Raw genomic sequence first — 21358 nt, 5'->3', positions numbered from 1 at the left:
GCATAGTAATACCCCGGGAATTTCTAAAGAATGAGAGAACGAGTTGCTGCATAACAAAAAAAATATTAATGCACCCAGGGTGGTTATACGTCCTCATGTTCCCTGGTATCGACGTTTGCTGATAGCAGCTATTGGGATATTACTGGTAGCCTTGCTTGCTTATGGAATGTACATGGTCGGGCAAGGAGCGGCTCAACCAGCCAGTAATGTTGCAGCAGCAGACCCGGTTCTCGAACAGATATTGGAATCAAACAGTTGTCTGGAGAAATATGACTCTGTTCTTTGCTCACAGCTTGCAGAGCTTGTCAGGCAGTTGCAGATCAGTAATGCGACACGCGCTGATCTGGTGAAGCAGGTTAAATCTCTGGATGAGGAAAATGAGCGCCTGAGAGAGGACCTGAACTTGTTTCAGCAGATGGTTTCCGGTAACGAGGAATTACCTGGCGTCGAGCTGGTTATTCATCGCTTTACGCTTGAACAAGGTCAACTTCCTGGTGAATACCTGTATACACTATTACTTGCCCAAGGCAGTCAGCGTTCAAAAGAATTTAACGGCAAGCTGGAGTTTGTGGTTGGGTTACTTCAGAACGGTGAAGAAAAATTTATTTCTCTTGTAGACGAGAATGCATCCAAGGAATTTCCGATAAACTTTCGCTTCTACCACAGACTGGAGAAAAGTTTCCAGATACCAGCTGATACGGTAGTAAAAAATTTGCAGGTTTTTATCTATGAGAATGGTTTAAATGAAGCGGTGCTGACAAAAACGATTCAGTTATCTCAAAAGGAATCGGGGAATGTTCGGAAAAAAACGTAGGGTAGTTAGTGATATTGATACATTAATCGGGGAAAATACCGTGATTACCGGCGATATCCAGTTTGCTGGTGGGTTGCGGGTTGATGGCCGTATCAGCGGTAGCATCATGGCGGCGGGTAATACGCAGCATTCCTTGCTCGTGTTGAGTGAACAAGGGGTGATTGAAGGAAAAATCAAGGTGCCGTATCTGGTGATTAATGGAATTGTCAAAGGACCGATTCACTCCGATGAGAGTCTTGAACTGCAGCCCGGTGCAAAAATTACCGGGGATATTTACTACAAAACTATAAAAATTCACCAGGGTGCTGTAGTTGAAGGAAAAATGGTTTGCCATGAGAACTCGCAACCGGAGAAGTTGATTACCTACGTCGCATCAGCCGAGGAGCAGAAAGAAAAAGTGGAATAATTCTATTGTGGCTGGTTTGATCTGACTAACCCAGCATTTCTATTGCGTGCTGAAGTGTGGCAGCAGTCAGATTTTCACCACCCAGCATACGAGCAATTTCCTCAACTCTTTCTGCTGCATCAAGTTCTGTAATATGGCTAGCTGGCAGTTGTTTATCATCTGTTCCGGCAATTTTAGATACGCGCCAATGATGATCTCCCTTGGCCGCTACCTGCGGAAGATGCGTAATGCTGATTACCTGTCGCGTTTCTCCCAGTTGGTGCAGTAATTTACCGACTATTTCAGCAATGCGTCCACCTATTCCGGTGTCTACTTCGTCAAAAATAAGAGTGGGAGTGGTACCAATCTTGCTGGTAATAACCTGAATCGCCAGGCTGATGCGCGATAATTCACCGCCGGAGGCTACTTTATTCAATGGCCGCAATGGTAGATCCTTGTGGGCGGACACCTGAAATTCAATCTGCTCCAGGCCATGCAGATTGCCTGATGTCACAGGTATCATTGCCACATTGAAGCGACCACCGTCCATGGCCAGCACCTGCATGGATTCTGTGACCTGCCCGGATAGTTGCGTTGCCGCACGCTGTCTTGCCAGACTTAATCTGCCTGCAAGATTTTCATAATCATTCCGAGCGGATTTCTCTACTTCTGCCAGCATTTCATTGTTTGAAATGTTTTCCATTACCTCCAGACGCTGCCTGGTTGCTTCCAATAGCTCTGATAGCATTTCCGGAGAGGTGCGATATTTTCTGGCTGTTCCATGGATAGCAGCAATACGTGTCTCGATTTCCTGCAGCTTGTGGGGATCAATATCCAGATGTTGCTGGTAGTATTTTAGTTCATACACTGCTTCCTGCAGTTGTATTTGCGATGATTGTAACTGGCTGCAAATTGGTTCGAGTGTTTTGTCAATATTCGTCAGGTTGTGCAGGTGGGTGATCACTGCGCTGAGTTGTGGCAGTGTCGCAGTTTCACTTTCCGATAATACTTCCAGACTGGACTGAGCAGTTTCCAGCAGGCTGGCTGTATGCGTCAACCGGTTATGTTCCGCTTGCAGGATTCCCCATTCTTCAGATAAAAAGTTCAGAGCGGTCAGTTCCTGCAGTTGCCATGACAAAAGCTCGTACTCTCGTGTGTTTTGCTCGCTTTGCTGCTCCCGTGAGAATCTTTGTTGACATAGATCTTGCCAGTGCCGATAGGAGGAGGAGACTTGCCGGGCAAGATCTGATTCACCTGCCCAGGTGTCGAGCAGTTCGCATTGCTTGTGGCCCTGCATCAGCAATTGGTGGGCGTGTTGGCTATGGATATCGATCAACCATTCACCTGCTGTTCGCAATTGCTGCAGGGTGGCAGCATGTCCATTAATGAAATTACGCGAACGCCCGCTGGTTTCCATGATTCTGCGCAGCAGACAAATGCCAGTTTCATCTTCCAGTGCATTCTCCTGTAGCCATGTCTGTAGCGCAGGAATGGCACTTATATCAAATTGTGCGGTGATTTCGGCACGTTTACAGCCATGCCTGATTTGACTTGTATCGGCGCGCCTGCCTAATACAAGTTCCAGTGCGTCGATCAGAATGGATTTTCCTGCACCTGTTTCACCTGTCAGAACGGTAAAGCCGGGTTTGAAGAGCAGATCAATGTGATCAACGATAACAAAATTCTGAATGGATAAATTTTGCAACATGGATACTAACGGCTGTTTTTCTGAAGGATGCTGCTCCAACCGAGTTTCTCCCGCAGCATACGGTAGTAACTGTGATGGACGGGATGCAGAAGTTTTATTGTTTCCGGACAGCGCCGAACTAATACTCTGTCATGCTCGCCCAGATCAAACCAGGAATGGCTATCTGTATAGATCTTTGTCTCAGTTGTATAATGAACCTTGATTTCAATGACTGCATCTGCACCGATTACGATTGGACGGTTGCTAAGCGTATGCGGGCAGACAGGAACCAATATCATCAGGTTGAGCCCGGGGTGTAGGATTGGCCCGCCGGAGGAAAGTGCATAGGCAGTTGATCCGGTAGGGGTTGCAATAATGAGGCCATCCGATCTTAAAGAATAAACGTATTCTTCATTAATATGGACCTCAAGCTCGATCATGCCGCTGCTGATGCCGCGATGAAGCACTACATCGTTGAAAGCCAGTTCTTTAAAGACGCTTTCCCCATGACGTGTGACTTCGGTGGTGAGCAGCATCCTGTTTTCCACAATAAATTGGCCCGCCAGCATGTCATTCAGTGTTGCATACATGGTGTCGACTGTAAGGTCTGTCAGAAATCCTAATCTGCCCTGATTGATGCCAATCAGCGGAACACTGAATGGAACGAGTGTGCGAGCAATATTAAGCATGGTGCCATCTCCCCCCAGCACAATTGCAAGATCAGCCTGTCTGCCGATTTCTTCCAGAGCCACTACAGGATATTGGTTTTTGCCAATATGCATGGCTGTTAAATCATCCAGTACCACGCTGGTGCCCCGGTCAGTCAGATATTCTGCCAGATTCAGCAGAGGCGTCATGATATCGGGATTTTTGTGTTTCCCAATTAATGCAATTGTTTTGAATAAAGTGCTGCTCATGTATGAAAAGAGAGGTGGAACAGTAAAAATATCTGGATTTCTGCTTTAGGTGATCTGGATGAATTCAAGTGATTGTAAGTACTGGATATTACCGCAGCCTATACCGAAAAAGTAGAAATGAGTCGAAAAACTGTATTCTACTTATGCGTAATATTTGAAACCTCCGCTTCAGGCTGTCCCTGCTCGTGGTGGGACTGATTCGTGTAAAATAAATAAATGCTTAACGAACGCGCAAAAATTCTGCTTAAAACCCTGGTTGAACGGTATATCCATGAAGGCCAACCTGTTGGTTCGCGTTCACTCGCCAAATTTTCAGGACTGGATCTGAGCCCGGCCACGATTCGTAATGTAATGACTGATCTGGAGGAAATGGGGTTTGTTTCTAGCCCGCATACATCTGCCGGGCGTATGCCAACCACACTTGGCTACCGTTTTTTTGTTGATACCTTGCTGGTGGTGCAATCCCTGGATAATGAACAGATTACTCTGCTGGAAAACCGGATGCACCCAAATAACCCATCGCATTTGATTAATGTTACCTCTCGCCTGCTTTCAGATTTGACCCAGTTTGTTGGTGTGGTGGTAACACCCAAGCGAATGGGAGGGGCGGTATTTCGCCATATTGAATTTGTGCCATTATCTGAAAAACGGATCTTCCTGATTCTGGTAACGCCAGAGGGAGATGTTCAGAACCGGATTATTTTTACTGAAACGGCTTACAGCCAGTCTGATCTGATTGAGGCTGGAAATTTTCTCAATCAGCACTATGCTGGTTGTGCACTGGAAGAAATTCGTTCCGGGTTACAGCACGAATTGACACAGTTGCGCCGGAATATGACAGACCTTATGAATGCGGCAATAGAAATAGGTAATGATGCTCTGCAAGAAAGCAGTGAAGCAGTGGTGATTGCCGGAGAACACAAATTGTTTGATGTCCGTGATTTATCGGATAATCTGTCTAGTTTGAAACAATTATTCGAGCTGTTTGAGCGAAAATCAAAGTTGTTGCAGTTAATGGAATTAAGTCGTCAGGCGCGTGGCGTTAAAATCTTTATTGGTGGTGAGTCTGATGAAACCATGCTGGAAGAGGTCAGCGTGGTAACCGCCCCCTATGAAATGGAAGGAAAAATTGTGGGTACTGTGGGGGTGATCGGTCCACGGCGCATGGCTTATGAGCGCATTATCCCTATTGTTGATATAACTGCCCGTCTGCTTTCAAATAATCTGTCGTAATATTCCGCCCCCTATTTTTTATGTCACGAATAATGTTGCCGGAGCCAGCTTATCGACACGGTTCAATTGATAGAGTCGGTGTTCTGCTGATTAATCTGGGTACGCCAGATGCTCCGAACGCCAAGTCTCTGCGAATCTACTTAAGACAGTTTCTGAGTGAACCTCGTATTGTGGAGTTCCCGCGCTGGTTGTGGTGGCCTATTCTGAACGGTATTATTTTGAATATCCGGCCGGGCAAATCAGCGAAGAAGTATATGCAAATATGGGCACCGGAAGGTTCTCCACTGAAAATACATACCGAGCGGCAGACAGAACTTGTCGCGGCTTTATTGAAGAAAGAGCTCACCCCGGTTCCGATAGTTGAATATGCAATGATTGTCGGCAATCCATCTATCGCAGAGAAGCTACGGCAGATGAGAGAGCAGGGTTGCAGCCGGATTTTGGCGCTGTCGTTATTTCCCCAGTATGCTGCCAGTAGCGCTGGTTGTGCATTGGATAGTGTTTTCACCGAGTTGAGAAAGATGCGTAATATCCCTGATATTCGCACCATCAAGCATTATCACGATGATCCGGGCTATATTGCAGCATTGGCGCAGAATGTTCGTGATTACTGGGAGAAACACGGGAGACCTGACAAGTTAGTCATCAGTTTTCACGGTGTGCCACGTAAAACTCTGGAGATGGGAGATCCTTATCATTGTGAATGTCAGAAAACCGGGCGATTACTGGCTGAGGCACTGGAATTGACGAATGACCAGTATCAAATATGTTTTCAGTCGCGTTTTGGCTTTTCCCAGTGGTTGAATCCCTATACTTCAGAAGTTCTAAAAGAATTAGGTAAACAGGAAACCAGGCGGGTGGATGTTGTCTGTCCAGGATTCGTCTCAGATTGTCTGGAAACACTCGAAGAAATCGCAATGGAAGGTAAAACAATCTTTACCGAGGCCGGAGGGGGAGAATTTCACTATATTCCCAGCCTCAATGAACATCCGAAGTGGATTAAAGCGATGGGAGACATTATTCAAACACACTTGACAGGATGGGTTGCCCGGCAGTATTCCGAAGAAGATGCAGAGCAGTCACGCAAGCGTGCGCTGGGGCTGGGAGCAAAAGAATGATTTACGCATCTGTATTTCTTGTTGATTGATAATCCAGCAGTGGATTTGCCCTGAATTGGGGCTGAATATATGATTGATTTATATCCGGTTGTAGTTGGGAGAAAAGAATGGGTATATCCATGATGAAGCTATTGCTCACCTTCCTGCTTGTCAGCTTTCTGGCGGCTTGCGCGACTTCTCCTACCGGTCGGACACAGCTCGTATTTATGCCGGATACTGAAGTGAACAGTATGGGTTTACAGGCCTTTGATACCTTGAAGCGTGAGAATCAGATCAGCCATAATGCGGCGAACAACCGGTTTGTCAATTGTGTTGCCAGCGCAATTACCCGGGAAGTGGGGGGTGAATGGGAAGTGGTTGTATTTGAAGACCGGTCATTGAATGCATTTGCATTGCCCGGTGGAAAAATTGGCGTGCATACCGGCTTGCTCGATCTGGTGGATAACCAGGATCAGCTGGCGGTTGTCATTGGCCATGAAGTCGGGCATGTGACGGCACGCCATAGTAATGAACGTTTATCTCAGCAGGTTGGAACGAATCTGGGAATATCACTTGTCCAGGCAGTTGCTGCGCCTCAATCTGCGTTGGGACAAACTGCAGTCGGTTTGCTGGGGATTGGAGCGCAATATGGGATTATTATGCCGTATAGCAGATTGCAGGAATCTGAGGCGGATATGATTGGTCTGGATCTAATGGCCAAAGCAGGATTCAATCCATCGGAAAGTATAAAACTGTGGCAAAAAATGGAACAGGCCAGCCAGGGTGCACAGCTGGTGGAATTTCATTCCACTCACCCCTCGCATACCTCTCGTATCCAAAATCTGCAGGCATATTTACCAAAAGCGCAACAATTACGGCAGCAGGCGAATGCTGCAGGGAAAAATCCACGTTGTACTAAATGAAGAATATCGAATTTATTGGCAGCTGCAGACTGATGGCCAGAATCATTTGCTATGCAGTCACTGAATAGCTGTCTACCAGTTTTTTGGAGATCATTTTTTATATTTAGGAGATAAAAACAAATGTCGCAGAAACACCCTGTTATCGCTGTAACTGGATCTTCCGGAGCCGGAACATCTACTGTCAAGGCAAGTTTTGAGCATATTTTTCGGCGTGAACGGCTGAATGTTGCCGTGGTAGAAGGCGACAGTTTCCACCGTTATGACCGAGAATCCATGAAGCGAGCGGTTGAGGAATCGGAAAAAGGAGGCGGACGACCTATCAGCCATTTCGGCCCGGAAGCCAATGAGTTTGAAAAGCTGGAAACCTTGTTTCGAACATATGGAGAAAGCGGTTCCGGGGAAACTCGTCTTTATCTGCATAATGAAGAAGAAGCCAAGCCCTACAATCAGAAACCCGGTACATTTACTCCCTGGAAAACAATTGCACCCGGCACAAACCTGCTGTTCTACGAAGGTCTGCATGGCGGAGTGAAGAGTGATACAGCGGATGTCGGCCAGTATGTAGATCTACTGGTGGGTGTAGTTCCAATCGTCAACCTGGAATGGATTCAAAAAATATACCGTGATACCGCTGCCAGAGGGTATTCGTGCGAGGCGGTGACGCATACTATTCTGCGTCGCATGCATGATTATGTCCATTACATTACCCCCCAGTTCTCACGTACACACGTTAATTTTCAGCGTGTGCCAACAGTTGATACCTCCAATCCGTTCATTGCACGGGATATTCCTGCACTGGATGAAAGTATGGTCGTTATCCGCTTTCGTGATTATCACGGTGCTGATTTTTTCCCTTACCTGCTTAGCATGCTGAATGGATCGTTTATGTCCCGCCCCAATACCATCGTTGTTCCTGGTGGCAAAATGGGTATGGCGATTGAATTGATCCTGACGCCCCTGATCCTGGATCTGGTGGCAAAAAGCAAGAAATAGTTTTTCTGATATCATCCCGTCTGGCTCAGATAGCAGCCGGGAAATTCGGCTGTTCCCTCTTATATGACTGCTCTACTTACTGATCTCAACCCGGAACAGCTGGAAGCCGTAACTTGGCCGCACCGGTCCGCTCTGATACTGGCGGGTGCCGGAAGTGGCAAAACCCGAGTGCTGACTACACGGATTGCGTATTTGCTGCAATCAGGTCTTGCTCAGCCACAGAATATTCTGGCAGTTACATTCACTAATAAGGCTGCACGCGAAATGATCGCGCGTATCAGCACAATGCTGCCTGTCAATATTCGTGGTATGTGGATCGGCACATTTCATGGCTTGTGTCATCGCATGCTGCGTGCCCATTATGAAGATGCAGGGCTGCCGCAGGTATTCCAGATACTGGATATGGCCGATCAGCTGGCTGTTATCAAGCGGATACTGAAAGAGCGCTCGTTGGATGAGAAAGCGCTACCACCCAGACAACTGCAATGGTTTATCAATAACGCCAAGGAAGAGGGATTACGAGCCTCACAGGTTGATACACGTGGTGGTTTCAATCGGACTCTGGCTGAATGCTACCAAGCGTACGAAGCTGTCAGTATGCGAGAAGGTACCGTTGATTTTGCTGAGCTATTGCTGCGTTGCTATGAATTGTTAAGTCGTAATGAAATTCTGCGGAACCATTATCGTAGCCGTTTTGAACATATATTGGTAGATGAATTTCAGGATACTAACCGGCTGCAATATAAATGGATCAAATTACTGGCAGGCTCGGGTTCACAACAACATGCTGCCATTTTTGCTGTCGGGGATGATGACCAGAGCATTTATGCATTCCGGGGAGCGCATGTTGGAAATATGCGTGATCTTGAAAAAGATTTCAGCGTATCTAAAATTATCAGGCTGGAGCAGAATTATCGCTCACAAGGCAATATTCTGGACGCAGCCAATGCACTGATCGAGAACAACGAAGGACGCCTAGGTAAGAATCTGTGGACTGCTGTGGGGAAAGGTGAATCTGTGCGGGTTTATTACGCTGCTACGGATATGGATGAAGCCAGCTTTATTGTTGATGAAATCAAGGCCCTACACGCTGAAGGATTATCCCTCTCCGAGATAGCTCTGCTTTATCGTTCCAATGCGCAATCACGGGTGCTGGAACATGGTTTGTTCAATGCATCTATTTCTTACCGTGTTTACGGTGGTATGCGTTTTTTCGATCGGCAGGAAGTAAAGCATGCACTGGCTTATTTGCGACTGGCTGCTTCGCCGGATGATGACAATGCCCTGCTGCGGATCATCAATTTCCCTCCCAGAGGAATTGGTGCACGCACATTGGAGCAATTGCAGGACCAGGCGGGAATACTTGGAATTAATCTTTGGCAGGCGGCACTTAAGGCATGCGGGGAAGGGAAAGTTGTTTCTACCAGGGGTAGTCAATCTGGAAGAGGGATAGCAGGTTTTGTTAATCTGGTTCTATCCATACAGCAAGCATGTGAAGGACAGCCATTGCCGGAAATAATCCGGCGTGTAGTGGATCAAAGTGGGCTGGTGGCACATTACCAGGCTGAGCGTGAGGGTAACAATGAGCGCCTGGAAAACCTTAAAGAGCTGGTCAATGCTGCAACCAGTTTTGTGCATGAAGCCGAAGATGACAGTCTCACAGCTTTTTTGGCACATGCCTCACTTGAAGGTGGTGAGCACCAGGCGGAGGGCTATCAGGATGCGGTTCAATTGATGACGGTGCATGCTGCAAAAGGATTGGAATTCCATTCAGTATTTATCAGTGGCCTGGAGGAGGGGTTGTTTCCTCATGAAAACAGCCGTAATGAGCCGAATGGGCTGGAAGAAGAAAGACGCCTGATGTATGTGGCAATGACGCGCGCACGGCAGCGCTTGTATCTGAGTTATGCAGAGAGCCGTATGTTACACGGCCAGGTACGGGTGAATGTGCCTTCCAGGTTTGTTGATGAAATTCCGGAGGAACTACTGAAAAGGTTACGATCATCCGGTTTTTCTGGGGCGGGGTATCGGCAGGGATTTTCAGGAACCGGACAAAGTACTGTCAGCTCTGCCTATTCTCGCCAGGGAGGAGGGAAAAATATACCCGTCGCTACAGCTGGGGTGGCTTCGCAAGGATTGAATACGGCAGGGTTTCATATTGGTCAGCAGGTATCGCACACAAAATTTGGTACGGGCACTATTGTAAATTATGAGGGCAGTGGATCTGATATACGAGTTCAGGTGAATTTCCGCCAGGCGGGTACAAAATGGCTCTCACTTACCTATGCAAAACTGGTTCCTTTATAAATTGGATTATTTTGGCTCATCGTTCTCAATCTGGCTGGCATTTTCCTTGTTTTCATTTGTATCCTGATCAGACTTGGTGTTTTCATCTTGTTCGTAGTGAAAAATATCCTTGTAACTGACGTATGCTGAGGCGAATGCAACCGGGAACCATACGATGAAGCCGAGTCCGTAGAGCATGGCTGAAAGCATGGCAAGAATAAACAGGACAATAAAATAAATCTGGAAAGCAAAGAGATTTTTTAGGCACGCAAAAAAACTTTTACGTATGGCGATGAGAGGAGGCATTTTCTCAAAGATCACCAGCATGGGAGCAAACCAGATTGCCATCAGCAGTGGAATACTTAGCAACAGGGAAAATAAAGTAGCCGACAATATGTCGTTCATGACCCCAGCCAGCTCGGTTTCATCAAATCGTTTGCCATGCAGCCACATGTCAATAGCGGCATCTCCTCCGCGCAGCATGAAGAAACCGGTAATTAGAACATCACCGACCAGGTAAATTCCACCGATCGTGATAAGGGATACGGTATATTTCTTGAATCCGTAAAACAGATATTCCAGTTCGAGTTTGCCGTTTAAATCCAGCTGCCTGCATCCAGCCATAATACCAGCTACAAAGACAGGTACGGTCAATATGCCGATGAGACTTCCCAGATAGGGGATAAGCCCCAGTGTCGTTCCGATCAGTAAATAAGTAAAACACAAAAAGATCCAGTTAAGAGGCGTCTGGCGGAAAAAATAAAAGCCGCTCAAAATCCACTGTAATCCCTGTTTGCCGCGTACATATCGTGCTTCCATCGTAATTTCTCCAGTATTTAAAGTACGCTCGGCCAGAATTTTAATTGTTTATAGAGCGTATGTGAAAAGGGTGACGATAATCTGCCTGGCTTCAGACCTGAAGAGAAGGGAGCACACTCGGATTGGTCAGATGGTATTCCAAAATTCTTCTGAAGTGTTCTGGATCCTTTTTATGTGTCAGCTCGCCCGGGCGAGGCAGATAATAGTCATACAGACGCGATAACCAAAAACGCAGCGCACCCGCTCGCAGCATAGTGGGCCAGGCAGGGTGTTCTTCCGCTGTTAATGGCCGGGCGGCCTGGTAGGCCTTCACGAGGGCATGCATGCGCGCTTTGTCCGTTACCCCATCCTCAAGCGTACACCAGTCGTTTGCAGTAATAGCCAGATCGTATAGTAAAGCATCGTTACAGGCAAAGTAGAAGTCGATAATTCCGCCAATGCCGGTGGATGTAAATAAAACGTTATCACGGAAAAGATCGGCATGGATAATGCCTTGAGGAAGGTTGGTTGTGTGCTGTTTTATCTGGAATTGCAATTCCTCATCAAGCAGGCTTTGCTCCGAGCGGGAAAGGAAGGGCATGACTGTTCCGGCAGCAGTTTGCCACCAGTCCAGTCCGCGTGGGTTTCTGTTTTTGCCAGAGTAGTTCAGTCCTGCCAGGTGCATTTTGGCGAGTGTTTTTCCGACCTGTGCACATTGTTCTTCCCTGATTTGTGTCATGGATTGCCCAGGTAGGAAGGTCACGATAGAGGCTGGTTTACCATTGAGCATACCTAGCAAAGCGTGATCTTGTGATTCAACAGGTTTGGGGCAGGGAATACCCTGCCCGGAGAGATATGCCATTAGATTGAGATAAAAGGGCAGTTCAGTGCTGGTCAGCTTCTCGAACAGGGTAAGAATAAATTTACCTTGTGTCGTGGTAACAAAATAATTGGTATTTTCGATTCCGGATGAAATACCCTGCAAATCAATCAGTAATCCAAGTGAGTAATTCTGTAGCCAGACGGCAAGTTGTTCTTTAGTAACCGGAGTGAAGACGGACATGAATGAAGCGCTGAAAAGATGGTTTGTAAAGGGTAAGGTGGCAAATAAATTGGCGAATTTACTGGAGATTGCTCAGGTCCCGGTGAATCTTGCTCAAAAGCGATAAATCTCCCACATTGGGACACTTACACCAGACCCCATATCCCCCCGGTGAGTCATTCCGGCAGCACTGCGCCGGTTCAGGAGGTAATAAGGTTTTCCGATTCGAGGGGTAATTTTGATCATGTATAACTCGCCATTAACACGATATTCCTCGATTGTTTTGTCTTTTCCTTCGTGGATTGTTATTTCTGGCTCTAGGGATGGATCCAGATCCAGTTCGGGGGGAAGAGCGCTCTCTTCGCGACTAGAAGGAGGCTCCGGAATTTCCGGTAATGGAATCAGGTTATCCGGTTGCGGTTTACTTTGTGCGAATACCAAAGGGGACATCCAGACCAGATTGCTGCAGAAAAATAAAATAGTTACTGACCTCATGCTGATGTATCCGGATAGTTGGAATATTCTGGTATTTTCCTGACAGAAATGAATCTGTCGATGTCAAAGATTGAGTTGTATGTTACGTTCAGCAGCTGAAGGCTCAAACCCGGAGGTTTCGTAGTAGCGGAAAATTGCGTCTACGACTTGAGCGGGTTCATCAACGATTTGAATAAGATCCATATCCTCTGGGGAGATGAAATTATCCTGGACGAGTACCTGGCGAAACCAGTCAATCATTCCCTGCCAGAAATCTGAACAGACCAGAATGATCGGCATCTTGCGGGTCTTTCCAGTCTGGACCAGGGTCAGCGCTTCCATCAACTCATCCAGTGTGCCAAATCCACCTGGCATAACGACGTAGGCGGTTGCAAACTTGATGAACATATATTTGCGAGCAAAGAAGTGGCGGAAGGTCTGACTGATATCTTGATAGACGTTACGACGTTGTTCGTGAGGTAGCTGAATATTTAGCCCTACACTGGGAGATTTACCATAAAAAGCGCCTTTGTTGGCGGCTTCCATAATGCCTGGCCCTCCACCGGATATGACTGAGAATCCGGCATCCGACAATTGTCTTGCGATTGCTTCGGTTAATTTATAATGCGGGTGGTCGGGATGAGTTCTGGCGCTGCCAAAAATACTGATGGCAGGCTGGATACATTCAAGTCGCTCCGTGCCTTCAACAAATTCTGCCACAATACCGAAAACTCGCCATGATTCTCTGGCTGACCAGGGTTTTTCCAGGGTAAGAGCATCCCCCAACTTTGCTTGTAAACTCATAAAGGTCCTTATTTGATGAAAACACTCGTGCTGGTCGATGGTTCTTCTTACCTGTATCGTGCCTTTCATGCATTGCCCGATTTGCGTAATCGCCTGAATGAACCTACTGGTGCAATTTATGGCGTACTGAATATGTTGCGTCGCCTGTATAAAGAATATCAACCAGATTATAGCGCGTGTGTGTTTGACGCAAAAGGTAAAACATTCCGGGAAGATATCTATCCACAATATAAAGCAAACCGTCCGCCGATGCCGGCAGATCTGGCTAGCCAGATAGATCCCTTGTATGCCTGTATCCGGGCAATGGGATGGCCGCTGCTGGTGGAAGAGCGGGTTGAGGCGGATGATGTCATCGGTACGCTGGCCAGACGTGCGGCAGGTGAGCAGATACAATGTGTTATATCGACGGGTGACAAGGATATTGCGCAATTGGTTGAGCCAGGTATACGACTGGTAAATACTATGAATAGTGAATCACTGGATGAGGCGGGTGTTCTACAAAAATTCGGTGTGATGCCTGCGCAAATTATCGATTTTCTGGCATTGGTGGGGGATAGTGTAGATAACATTCCCGGAGTAGAAAAAGTAGGCCCTAAAACTGCGGTGAAATGGCTTAATCAATATGGCTCATTGAATAACCTGGTCGCACATGCACATGAAATAAAGGGTGTGGTAGGTGAGAATTTGCGCAGGGCACTAGACTGGTTACGGGTTTCAAGAGAGCTGCTGACAATCAAATGCGATGTTCCGCTTACAATGGGTTGGCCGGATCTGGTTGCTGCTCCTCTTGATGCTGCCCGGTTGATAGAGCTTTATGAGCATCTTGAATTCCGGAGCTGGTTACGCGAACTCAGGCAATCAGATCCTGAAACAAACACAGCAGCTATACCTATATATGATCCATTAGTGCAGGGAGAAAGAAACAGGGATAGCCGGGATTATCAAATCATCTTGACTGATTTTCAGTTTGAAGAATGGATCCAGCAATGCGAGTCAGCTGAACTGGTTTCGATTGATACTGAAACAACCAGCCTAAATCCAATGGAAGCAGAACTGGTGGGGCTTTCGTTATGTATGGAACCGGGCCACGCGGCTTACATACCGCTGGCACATCATTACCAGGGTATGCCCTCACAGCTGAATCGTGAACAGGTACTGCAACGGTTGAAGCCCTGGCTGGAGAATAGTGATATACCCAAGGTAGGTCAGAATCTGAAATACGATCGGCATGTATTTGCTAACCATGGGGTCATGCTGAACGGAATCGCACACGATACACTGCTGCAATCGTATGTGCTGGAGTCCCATCTGTCACATGATCTGGATAGCCTGGCCCGCCGACACTTGGATATCCAGACCATCAGCTATGATGATGTAACCGGGAGGGGCGCAAAGCGTATCGGATTTGAACAGGTGGAAATTCAACAAGCGGGGATTTATGCTGCTGAAGATGCTGATATTTCCTTGCGTCTGCATCATTTTTTATATCCGATCATCAGTAAAGATGCTCACCTTGGGCATGTTTATCAGCAGATTGAAATGCCATTGCTGGAAGTTCTGTTCCAGATAGAGCGTAATGGCGTGTTGTTGGATACCGATCTTCTGCGGGAGCAAAGTGGTGAACTGGCACAGCAATTGGTCATACTTGAGCAGCAGGCCCATTCCCTGGCTGGCCATGCTTTTAATCTGAACTCGACTAAACAGATACAAGAGATTTTATTTGGGCAGCATAAGTTGCCAGTCATCAAAAAAACACCAAAAGGTGTGCCATCCACTGATGAAGCTGTTTTACAACAGCTGGCTCTGGATTATCCGTTACCCAAGGTCTTACTGGATTACCGAAGTCTTGCCAAGCTCATATCGACTTATATCGATAAGCTACCACAAATGGTGAATAGACAGACCGGTCGTGTCCATACGAATTACGCACAGGCTGTGGCGGTTACTGGTCGCCTGGCGAGTAACGATCCCAATCTGCAGAATATTCCGGTACGCACGCCGGAGGGCAGGCGTATCCGTGAGGCATTTATTGCTCCGGATGGCTGGTACATTGTTTCAGCAGATTATTCCCAGATTGAGTTGCGTATCATGGCGCATATTTCCCAGGATGCTGGATTAATACGGGCATTTTTAGGAGGGCAGGACATCCATAGTGCTACTGCTTCCGAGGTATTTGGCACTTCTGTTGATCAGGTGAATGCGGAGCAGCGCCGCTACGCTAAAGTCATCAATTTTGGTCTGATTTATGGCATGTCGGAATTTGGGCTGGCTACACAACTGGGTATTGATCGTAGTGCTGCGCGAACGTTTATTAATCGTTATTTTGCGCGCTACCCAGGAGTGGCAGATTACATGCAACGTACAAGAGAGTTTGCGAGGCAGAATGGATATGTTGAAACCGTGCTGGGAAGAAGGTTGCAGTTACCCGATATTCGCAGTAGCCAGCATAATCGCCGGATGGGAGCCGAACGGGCGGCAATTAATGCCCCCATGCAAGGTACGGCGGCTGATATTATTAAATTGGCAATGATTTCTGTACATCAATGGCTGGCAAAAGCGCAACTTCAAAGTAAATTGATCATGCAGGTACATGATGAATTGGTGTTAGAGGTGATTGAGGATGAACTATTTGTAGTTAAGGAAAATCTAAGGGGATTGATGGAAAATACGTTTAAGCTGGATGTGCCATTGAAGGTTGAGATCGGGGTTGGAAAAAATTGGGATCAGGCGCATTAACTTTCTATCTGATCCACCTTCTTTTCGAGAATCTTGTGAAATTTCTTGACTAATAAGTGGCATCTATTTAGATTGAGCTGTTATAGAATAATTTATGATTATAAAGGAGGATATTTACAGATATGGATATCGCATCGGTATTGTTAACCGGACTTATTGATTTGCCGTGGTGGGGATATATTATCGTGACGTTGGTGTTTACCCACATAACGATTGCCAGCATTACTATCTTTTTGCATCGTCATCAGGCACATCGAGCATTAGATCTACATCCCATACCTAGCCATTTTTTCCGTTTTTGGTTGTGGTTGTCATCTGGCATGGTAACTAAGGAGTGGGCGGCAATCCATCGGAAGCATCATGCAAAATGTGAAACCGTGGATGATCCCCACAGCCCGCAAATTTTTGGGATCAGAAAGGTATTGAGCGAAGGAGCTGAGCTCTACAAGATCGAAGCCAAGAATCAGGAAACGCTTGATCGCTATGGACATGGCACCCCGGATGATTGGATGGAGCGCCATGTATATTCCAAACACAGTGTGGCTGGCATCGTGTCAATGCTAATTATCAATGTGGTATTGTTCGGTCCGATCGGTTTATCGATCTGGGCTGTACAAATGATGTGGACGCCGGTATTTGCAGCGGGTGTCATCAACGGTATTGGTCACTACTGGGGTTATCGCAACTTCCGTCCAGGGGATGCGAGTCGCAATATTAGTCCATGGGGGATACTGATTGGCGGGGAAGAGCTGCATAATAATCACCATGCCTATCCGACCTCCGCCAGATTGTCTAACAAATGGTATGAGTTTGATATCGGCTGGATGTATATCCGGATACTGGAGATGATGGGATTGGCAAAGGTGAAAAAAACAGCTCCCAAGCTGCAACTTAATAAAGCCAAAACCCAGTGTGATCTGGAGACATTGCAGGCGGTTATTTCCCATCGATATGAGGTGTTGGCGAAATATACCAAATCATTGAAAATTGCATTCAAGAATGAACTGTCATCTCTACAGCAAGCAGCAGTTGAGCTTGGAGTGGATGGCTCGACTCTGAAAAACTGGGTACTGGCTGACGCAAAAACCTTGAAGGAAGAGGAGCGTACCAAGCTGGATCAAGTATTGAGCCATACTCAGAAGCTGGATACGCTTTACCGTATGAGAGAAGAGCTGTCCGCGATATGGGAACGGTCGGCGGCAACCAAGGATGAGTTGCTCAAGCAACTTGAAGACTGGTGTCGTCGCGCAGAAGAAAGTGGTATTGAGCTGTTGGAGAATTTTTCACGCAGACTAAGATGCTATGCGTAACATCTTCTTTCTGCTTCGGAAGGAAGTAAGTTAAGCAATAAAAAACCCGCTAAAAGCGGGTTTTTTATTGCTGGTAACAAATTAAAAGAACAAAATGCATTTATTTTAGTTTTGTTTCTTTGTACATAACATGTTTTCTCGCTACCGGATCAAATTTTTTGAGCTCCAATTTTTCCGGGTTGGCGCGCTTGTTTTTGGTCGTGGTATAAAAGTGACCTGTACCTGCTGAGGATTCCAGTTTTATTTTTTCACGCATAAATACACCTTTCTTGGTTCGTCGTCTTGCCGAGTGTCAATCAGATACGTTCTCCGCGCGAACGCATGTCGGCAATTACTGCATCGATGCCGTTTTTATCTATGGTACGTAACGCGGCATTGGTAAGACGTAAACGTATCCAGCGATTTTCACTTTCTAACCAAAAGCGGTGTGATTGAAGGTTGGGTAGAAAGCGGCGTTTGGTTTTGTTGTTTGCATGAGAGACATGATGGCCGCTCATGGGACGCTTTCCCGTGACTTGACATACACGCGCCATGTTACTAACTCCTGTCATTAAAATACTGAAGCCTTGCATTATAGCTTGTAGAGATATGTTTTTTCAATTTAAATCAAGCCCCGTTCTGCAAATGATACGGTTTCATTGTTACCAATTACAAAGTGATCAAGCACTTTCACATCTACCAGCGCAAGCGCCTGTTTGAGAGATTGGGTCAACATTTCATCTGCCCTGCTGGGTTCGGCGACTCCGGAAGGGTGATTATGCGCGAAAATCATGGCAGCTGCGTTATGATACAGGGCGCGCTTGACTACTTCACGTGGATAAACACTGGCTTGGGTGAGTGTGCCACGAAATAGTTCTTCGATCATTATGGTTCGGTGTCTGGCATCCAGAAAAATACCGACAAAAACTTCATGTGGCTTTCCTCCCAGGCTAAGACGGAGATAACTGCGCACAGACTGTGGTGAATCCATAATATCACCGCTTTTGAGCTCTTCTGCCAGTGCACGTCTTGCCATTTCCATAACTGCCTGCAATTGTGCAAATTTTGCCGGCCCCATTCCAGGCAATTTACTAAATTCGTGTAAATTCGCTGCACATAGTTTTGTCAGGCTGCCAAAATGAGTTAACAGATTACGTGCCAGCTCAACTGCACTTTTTCCGGTAATTCCAGTACGCAGAAAAATAGCTAGTAATTCCGCATCGGAAAGTACGGTTGCGCCTTTCTGGATTAACTTTTCCCGTGGACGTTCGGCTTCCGGCCAGTCTGAAATTGCCATATTTAAATGAATCCTGTAAAAATGAGTGTGTTTAATTTAGTAATACGAATGAACGGTCATTGTGGGTAAAAATGAATAGCTATTTGTTTTTATTCAAAAATATGTCTAACCAACTGAATATAGATTTATTGTCATGATTTCAGCTTGCTCGCTTGCAGGAAAGCGCCTGTTATTGGGAGTAACAGGCGGTATTGCTGCCTATAAGGTGGCGGAACTGACCCGGTTGCTGATGCAGGAAGGAGTGGAGGTACAGGTTGTAATGACTGAATCTGCTTGCCGGTTTGTCGGTGCACCTACATTTCAGGCGCTGACAGGCAGGAAAGTATTTACTGAGCTTTGGGATGCAGGTGTGCTAAACAGCATGGCGCATATCAATCTTTCCCGGGAGGCAGATGCGATTTTGATTGCGCCAGCGAGTGCAGATTTCATTGCCAAAATCGCGCATGGCTTGGCTGATGATTTGCTTTCTACGCTTTGTTTAGCGCGAAACTGTCCTTTGCTGATCGCTCCAGCCATGAACTTACAAATGTGGGAAAACGCTGCAACTCGACGTAATCTGACTACCTTGCAACAGGATGAGATTACAGTACTCGGCCCGGATAGCGGTTATCAGGCATGTGGAGAAACCGGGGCAGGGCGCATGCTGGAGCCGATAAATTTGCTGGATGCAGTGCGCAGTTTCTTTCAGCCTAAATATCTTGATGGCAGGCGAGTACTGATTACAGCCGGACCTACTTTTGAGGCGATTGATGCGGTCAGGGGGTTAACTAATCGGAGTTCCGGAAAAATGGGATTGGCAATTGCGCAAGCTGCGCTTGCGGCTGGAGCGCAAGCGACGCTTGTATGCGGCCCAATCTGCCTACCATTTCCGGCTGTCCACAAACTTATTCGTGTTGTTAGTGCTGAGGCAATGTTTGCTGCTGTAAAAGATGAGGTGAGCAGCAGTGATATCTTTATCAGTGTGGCAGCAGTTGCGGATTATCGTCCGGTTGAACAACATTCTTTCAAACTGAAAAAGACAGCAGCGGATATTACGCTGGCGCTGATTCCTAATCCAGATATTTTGCAATATGTGGCCGGCCTGACCAATCCTCCGTTTTGTGTTGGGTTTGCGGCGGAAACGGATAGTATTGAACAATATGCGGAAGAAAAAAGAAAAAGTAAAAAATTACCACTGATTGTTGCTAACAATGCTGTTGAAGCCATTGGCGCAAATGAGAGCGCACTGATTCTGTTGGATGAGAACGGATCACATTACTTGCCAAGAACTGACAAGAACGCACAAGCAAGGCTAGTGATGGCGCACATCGCTGGTCTCTACAATAAACACAAAGGATGAATCATCACAATGAAACAAGTTGACATCAAATTGCTCGATCCCCGTCTGAAAGATTGCTTTCCCGGTTATGCCACGCCCGGATCAGCTGGCCTGGATTTACGCGCCTGCATTGATGAGCGCACCGAGATTCACCCGGGTGAGACACTTCTGATTCCCTCCGGAATAGCTATTCATCTGGCTGACCCCGGTTTCGCCGCCGTGGTTCTGCCACGCTCTGGCTTGGGGCATAAGTATGGAATCGTGCTGGGCAATCTGGTAGGGCTGATCGATTCGGATTATCAGGGACAAATCCTGGTTTCCTGCTGGAATCGGGGGCAGACTACATTTGCACTGGCGCCATTGGAACGAATTGCGCAACTGGTCATCGTCCCGGTAATACAAGCCAGCTTCAATGTGGTGAATGATTTTCAGCAGAGTCAGCGTGGAGAGCAGGGATTCGGCAGTACCGGCAAATGCTGAGAGCCTGTTTTGTCGTACTGTTGGTAATCAGCGGGTTGAGTACGGCTGATGCCGAAAACCAACAGTTACCAATCATGAAGCTTAGTATTTTGGATCACGTAATCACCATTGAGCTGGCGGATACCACTTCAGCTCGTATGATTGGACTGATGTATCGACATAGCCTACCGGAAAATGATGGCATGCTTTTTGTTTTTCCAGCTCCTGGTATCCACTGCATGTGGATGGAAGATACCATTATCCCTTTGAGTGTTGCCTTCCTGGATGAAACAGGGAAGATCATCAATCTTGCTGAAATGGCACCCGAAACACTCACTCCACACTGCCCGGCCAGTGCAGCTCGATATGCACTTGAAATGAACTCTGGCTGGTTTGAAGAACGAGAAATCAGGGCAGGAGATCAGGTCGCGGGAATTCCGGATATGGGTGGTATGTAGTAGTGCATGCATCAATATCCTTTTGGTTACTACTCCTGATGTTATCGCTCGGCACAGAGTCCAGCGCCATTCTTTCAAGAACGCCACGTGAGTTTGAAAGAATGGCGTCAATGAACTCCTGGTAGCGAGCTTGCCAATTTTTCTTCGCGGGCTCATACAGTTCTTCTTGTATCTTGAGTGTGAGGTTTTCTTCATCAACCACGACCTTGTCCGATTTTACTGGCTCCCGGGTTGGTTGAGTCCGTCTTGCGTCGGTGTGTCAACCAGCCCGGGTAGATAGCATGCCATAGTGCCTACAATATTTCGTCTGATAAATGCTGTATCTGCTACCAGATAACTCTGGTGTAA

Annotated in this window: 21 protein-coding genes; 12 read left to right on the top strand and 9 right to left on the bottom strand. The window is 46.8% G+C overall.

Translation table 11 applies throughout. The features are described from left to right. The first annotated feature begins 43 nt into the window (after window positions 1–43). Complete coding sequence (locus tag BM331_RS02515) at window positions 44–814, top strand: DUF6776 family protein (protein WP_074926698.1); 771 nt, start codon at window positions 44–46, stop codon at window positions 812–814. Beyond that, window positions 795–1220 carry a bactofilin family protein gene (locus BM331_RS02510; RefSeq protein WP_074926696.1) on the top strand — a complete coding sequence of 142 codons (426 nt, stop codon included), beginning with the start codon at window positions 795–797 and terminating at the stop codon, window positions 1218–1220. Before BM331_RS02515 ends, BM331_RS02510 begins: the two co-directional genes overlap by 20 nt. Window positions 1221–1245: 25 nt before the next feature. Here the strand turns inward: BM331_RS02510 and recN are convergent, their stop codons facing one another. Then, a complete protein-coding gene (gene recN / locus BM331_RS02505) occupies window positions 1246–2907 on the bottom strand; it encodes a DNA repair protein RecN (RefSeq protein WP_074926694.1) in 1662 nt (553 codons plus the stop codon). Between the two features lie 5 nt (window positions 2908–2912). Further along, window positions 2913–3803 carry an NAD kinase gene (locus BM331_RS02500; protein ID WP_074926692.1) on the bottom strand — a complete coding sequence of 297 codons (891 nt, stop codon included), beginning with the start codon at window positions 3801–3803 and terminating at the stop codon, window positions 2913–2915. Between the two features lie 216 nt (window positions 3804–4019). Here BM331_RS02500 and hrcA point away from each other — a divergent pair, with 216 nt between their 5' ends. The 5 genes from hrcA (at window position 4020) to BM331_RS02475 (ending at window position 10356) form a co-directional block, all read left to right on the top strand. After that, window positions 4020–5036 carry a heat-inducible transcriptional repressor HrcA gene (hrcA, locus tag BM331_RS02495; protein WP_074926690.1) on the top strand — a complete coding sequence of 339 codons (1017 nt, stop codon included), beginning with the start codon at window positions 4020–4022 and terminating at the stop codon, window positions 5034–5036. 32 nt (window positions 5037–5068) lie between these two features. After that, the gene (hemH, locus tag BM331_RS02490; protein WP_371265321.1) at window positions 5069–6154 is read left to right on the top strand and encodes a ferrochelatase; all 1086 of its coding nucleotides are present in this window, start codon (window positions 5069–5071) and stop codon (window positions 6152–6154) included. A gap of 107 nt (window positions 6155–6261) precedes the next feature. Continuing rightward, window positions 6262–7056, top strand: a complete 795-nt coding sequence (locus BM331_RS02485) for a M48 family metallopeptidase (protein ID WP_083414655.1) — start codon at window positions 6262–6264, stop codon at window positions 7054–7056. A gap of 120 nt (window positions 7057–7176) precedes the next feature. Then, window positions 7177–8049 carry a phosphoribulokinase gene (locus BM331_RS02480; RefSeq protein WP_074926684.1) on the top strand — a complete coding sequence of 291 codons (873 nt, stop codon included), beginning with the start codon at window positions 7177–7179 and terminating at the stop codon, window positions 8047–8049. A gap of 63 nt (window positions 8050–8112) precedes the next feature. Next, window positions 8113–10356: a UvrD-helicase domain-containing protein gene (locus tag BM331_RS02475; protein ID WP_074926682.1), complete on the top strand. Its 2244-nt coding sequence runs from the start codon at window positions 8113–8115 to the stop codon at window positions 10354–10356. Between the two features lie 6 nt (window positions 10357–10362). On the opposite strand, the gene BM331_RS02470 is transcribed toward BM331_RS02475, so the two are convergent. From BM331_RS02470 to BM331_RS02455, 4 genes are all read right to left on the bottom strand, one after another. Next, on the bottom strand, window positions 10363–11154 hold the full coding sequence (locus BM331_RS02470) for a BPSS1780 family membrane protein (protein WP_074926680.1): 792 nt from the start codon (window positions 11152–11154) through the stop codon (window positions 10363–10365). A gap of 91 nt (window positions 11155–11245) precedes the next feature. Then, the gene (locus tag BM331_RS02465) at window positions 11246–12196 is read right to left on the bottom strand and encodes a homoserine kinase (protein WP_074926678.1); all 951 of its coding nucleotides are present in this window, start codon (window positions 12194–12196) and stop codon (window positions 11246–11248) included. A gap of 93 nt (window positions 12197–12289) precedes the next feature. Continuing rightward, entirely contained in the window at window positions 12290–12625 is a 336-nt protein-coding gene (locus BM331_RS02460; protein WP_256214785.1) for a DUF2782 domain-containing protein, read from the bottom strand. Between the two features lie 108 nt (window positions 12626–12733). Further along, window positions 12734–13453, bottom strand: a complete 720-nt coding sequence (locus BM331_RS02455) for an LOG family protein (RefSeq protein WP_074926675.1) — start codon at window positions 13451–13453, stop codon at window positions 12734–12736. Window positions 13454–13468: 15 nt separating this feature from the next. Here BM331_RS02455 and polA point away from each other — a divergent pair, with 15 nt between their 5' ends. Continuing rightward, window positions 13469–16189, top strand: coding sequence for a DNA polymerase I (gene polA / locus BM331_RS02450; RefSeq protein WP_074926674.1), 2721 nt, complete (start codon window positions 13469–13471; stop codon window positions 16187–16189). A gap of 122 nt (window positions 16190–16311) precedes the next feature. Beyond that, window positions 16312–17499 carry a DesA family fatty acid desaturase gene (locus BM331_RS02445; RefSeq protein ID WP_074926672.1) on the top strand — a complete coding sequence of 396 codons (1188 nt, stop codon included), beginning with the start codon at window positions 16312–16314 and terminating at the stop codon, window positions 17497–17499. 100 nt (window positions 17500–17599) lie between these two features. On the opposite strand, the gene rpmG is transcribed toward BM331_RS02445, so the two are convergent. From rpmG to radC, 3 genes are all read right to left on the bottom strand, one after another. Next, window positions 17600–17755, bottom strand: a complete 156-nt coding sequence (rpmG, locus tag BM331_RS02440) for a 50S ribosomal protein L33 (RefSeq protein WP_011633875.1) — start codon at window positions 17753–17755, stop codon at window positions 17600–17602. A gap of 40 nt (window positions 17756–17795) precedes the next feature. Next, window positions 17796–18032, bottom strand: coding sequence for a 50S ribosomal protein L28 (gene rpmB / locus BM331_RS02435; RefSeq protein ID WP_074926671.1), 237 nt, complete (start codon window positions 18030–18032; stop codon window positions 17796–17798). 68 nt (window positions 18033–18100) lie between these two features. Beyond that, window positions 18101–18775 (bottom strand): RadC family protein, encoded by a 675-nt coding sequence (gene radC / locus BM331_RS02430; RefSeq protein WP_011633877.1) that lies wholly within the window; start codon window positions 18773–18775, stop codon window positions 18101–18103. A gap of 133 nt (window positions 18776–18908) precedes the next feature. Here radC and coaBC point away from each other — a divergent pair, with 133 nt between their 5' ends. The 3 genes from coaBC (at window position 18909) to BM331_RS02415 (ending at window position 21010) form a co-directional block, all read left to right on the top strand. Further along, window positions 18909–20114: a bifunctional phosphopantothenoylcysteine decarboxylase/phosphopantothenate--cysteine ligase CoaBC gene (gene coaBC, locus BM331_RS02425; protein WP_074926669.1), complete on the top strand. Its 1206-nt coding sequence runs from the start codon at window positions 18909–18911 to the stop codon at window positions 20112–20114. Between the two features lie 9 nt (window positions 20115–20123). Continuing rightward, window positions 20124–20573 (top strand): dUTP diphosphatase, encoded by a 450-nt coding sequence (dut, locus tag BM331_RS02420; RefSeq protein WP_074926667.1) that lies wholly within the window; start codon window positions 20124–20126, stop codon window positions 20571–20573. A 74-nt stretch (window positions 20574–20647) separates the two neighbouring features. After that, window positions 20648–21010 carry a DUF192 domain-containing protein gene (locus BM331_RS02415; RefSeq protein WP_256214783.1) on the top strand — a complete coding sequence of 121 codons (363 nt, stop codon included), beginning with the start codon at window positions 20648–20650 and terminating at the stop codon, window positions 21008–21010. Window positions 21011–21358 lie beyond the last annotated feature (348 nt).

It is taken from the genome of Nitrosomonas eutropha (assembly GCF_900116685.1).
In the GTDB taxonomy this organism is placed as follows: Bacteria; Pseudomonadota; Gammaproteobacteria; order Burkholderiales; family Nitrosomonadaceae; genus Nitrosomonas; species Nitrosomonas eutropha_A.
This window is presented reverse-complemented; position numbering and strand designations above follow the sequence as displayed.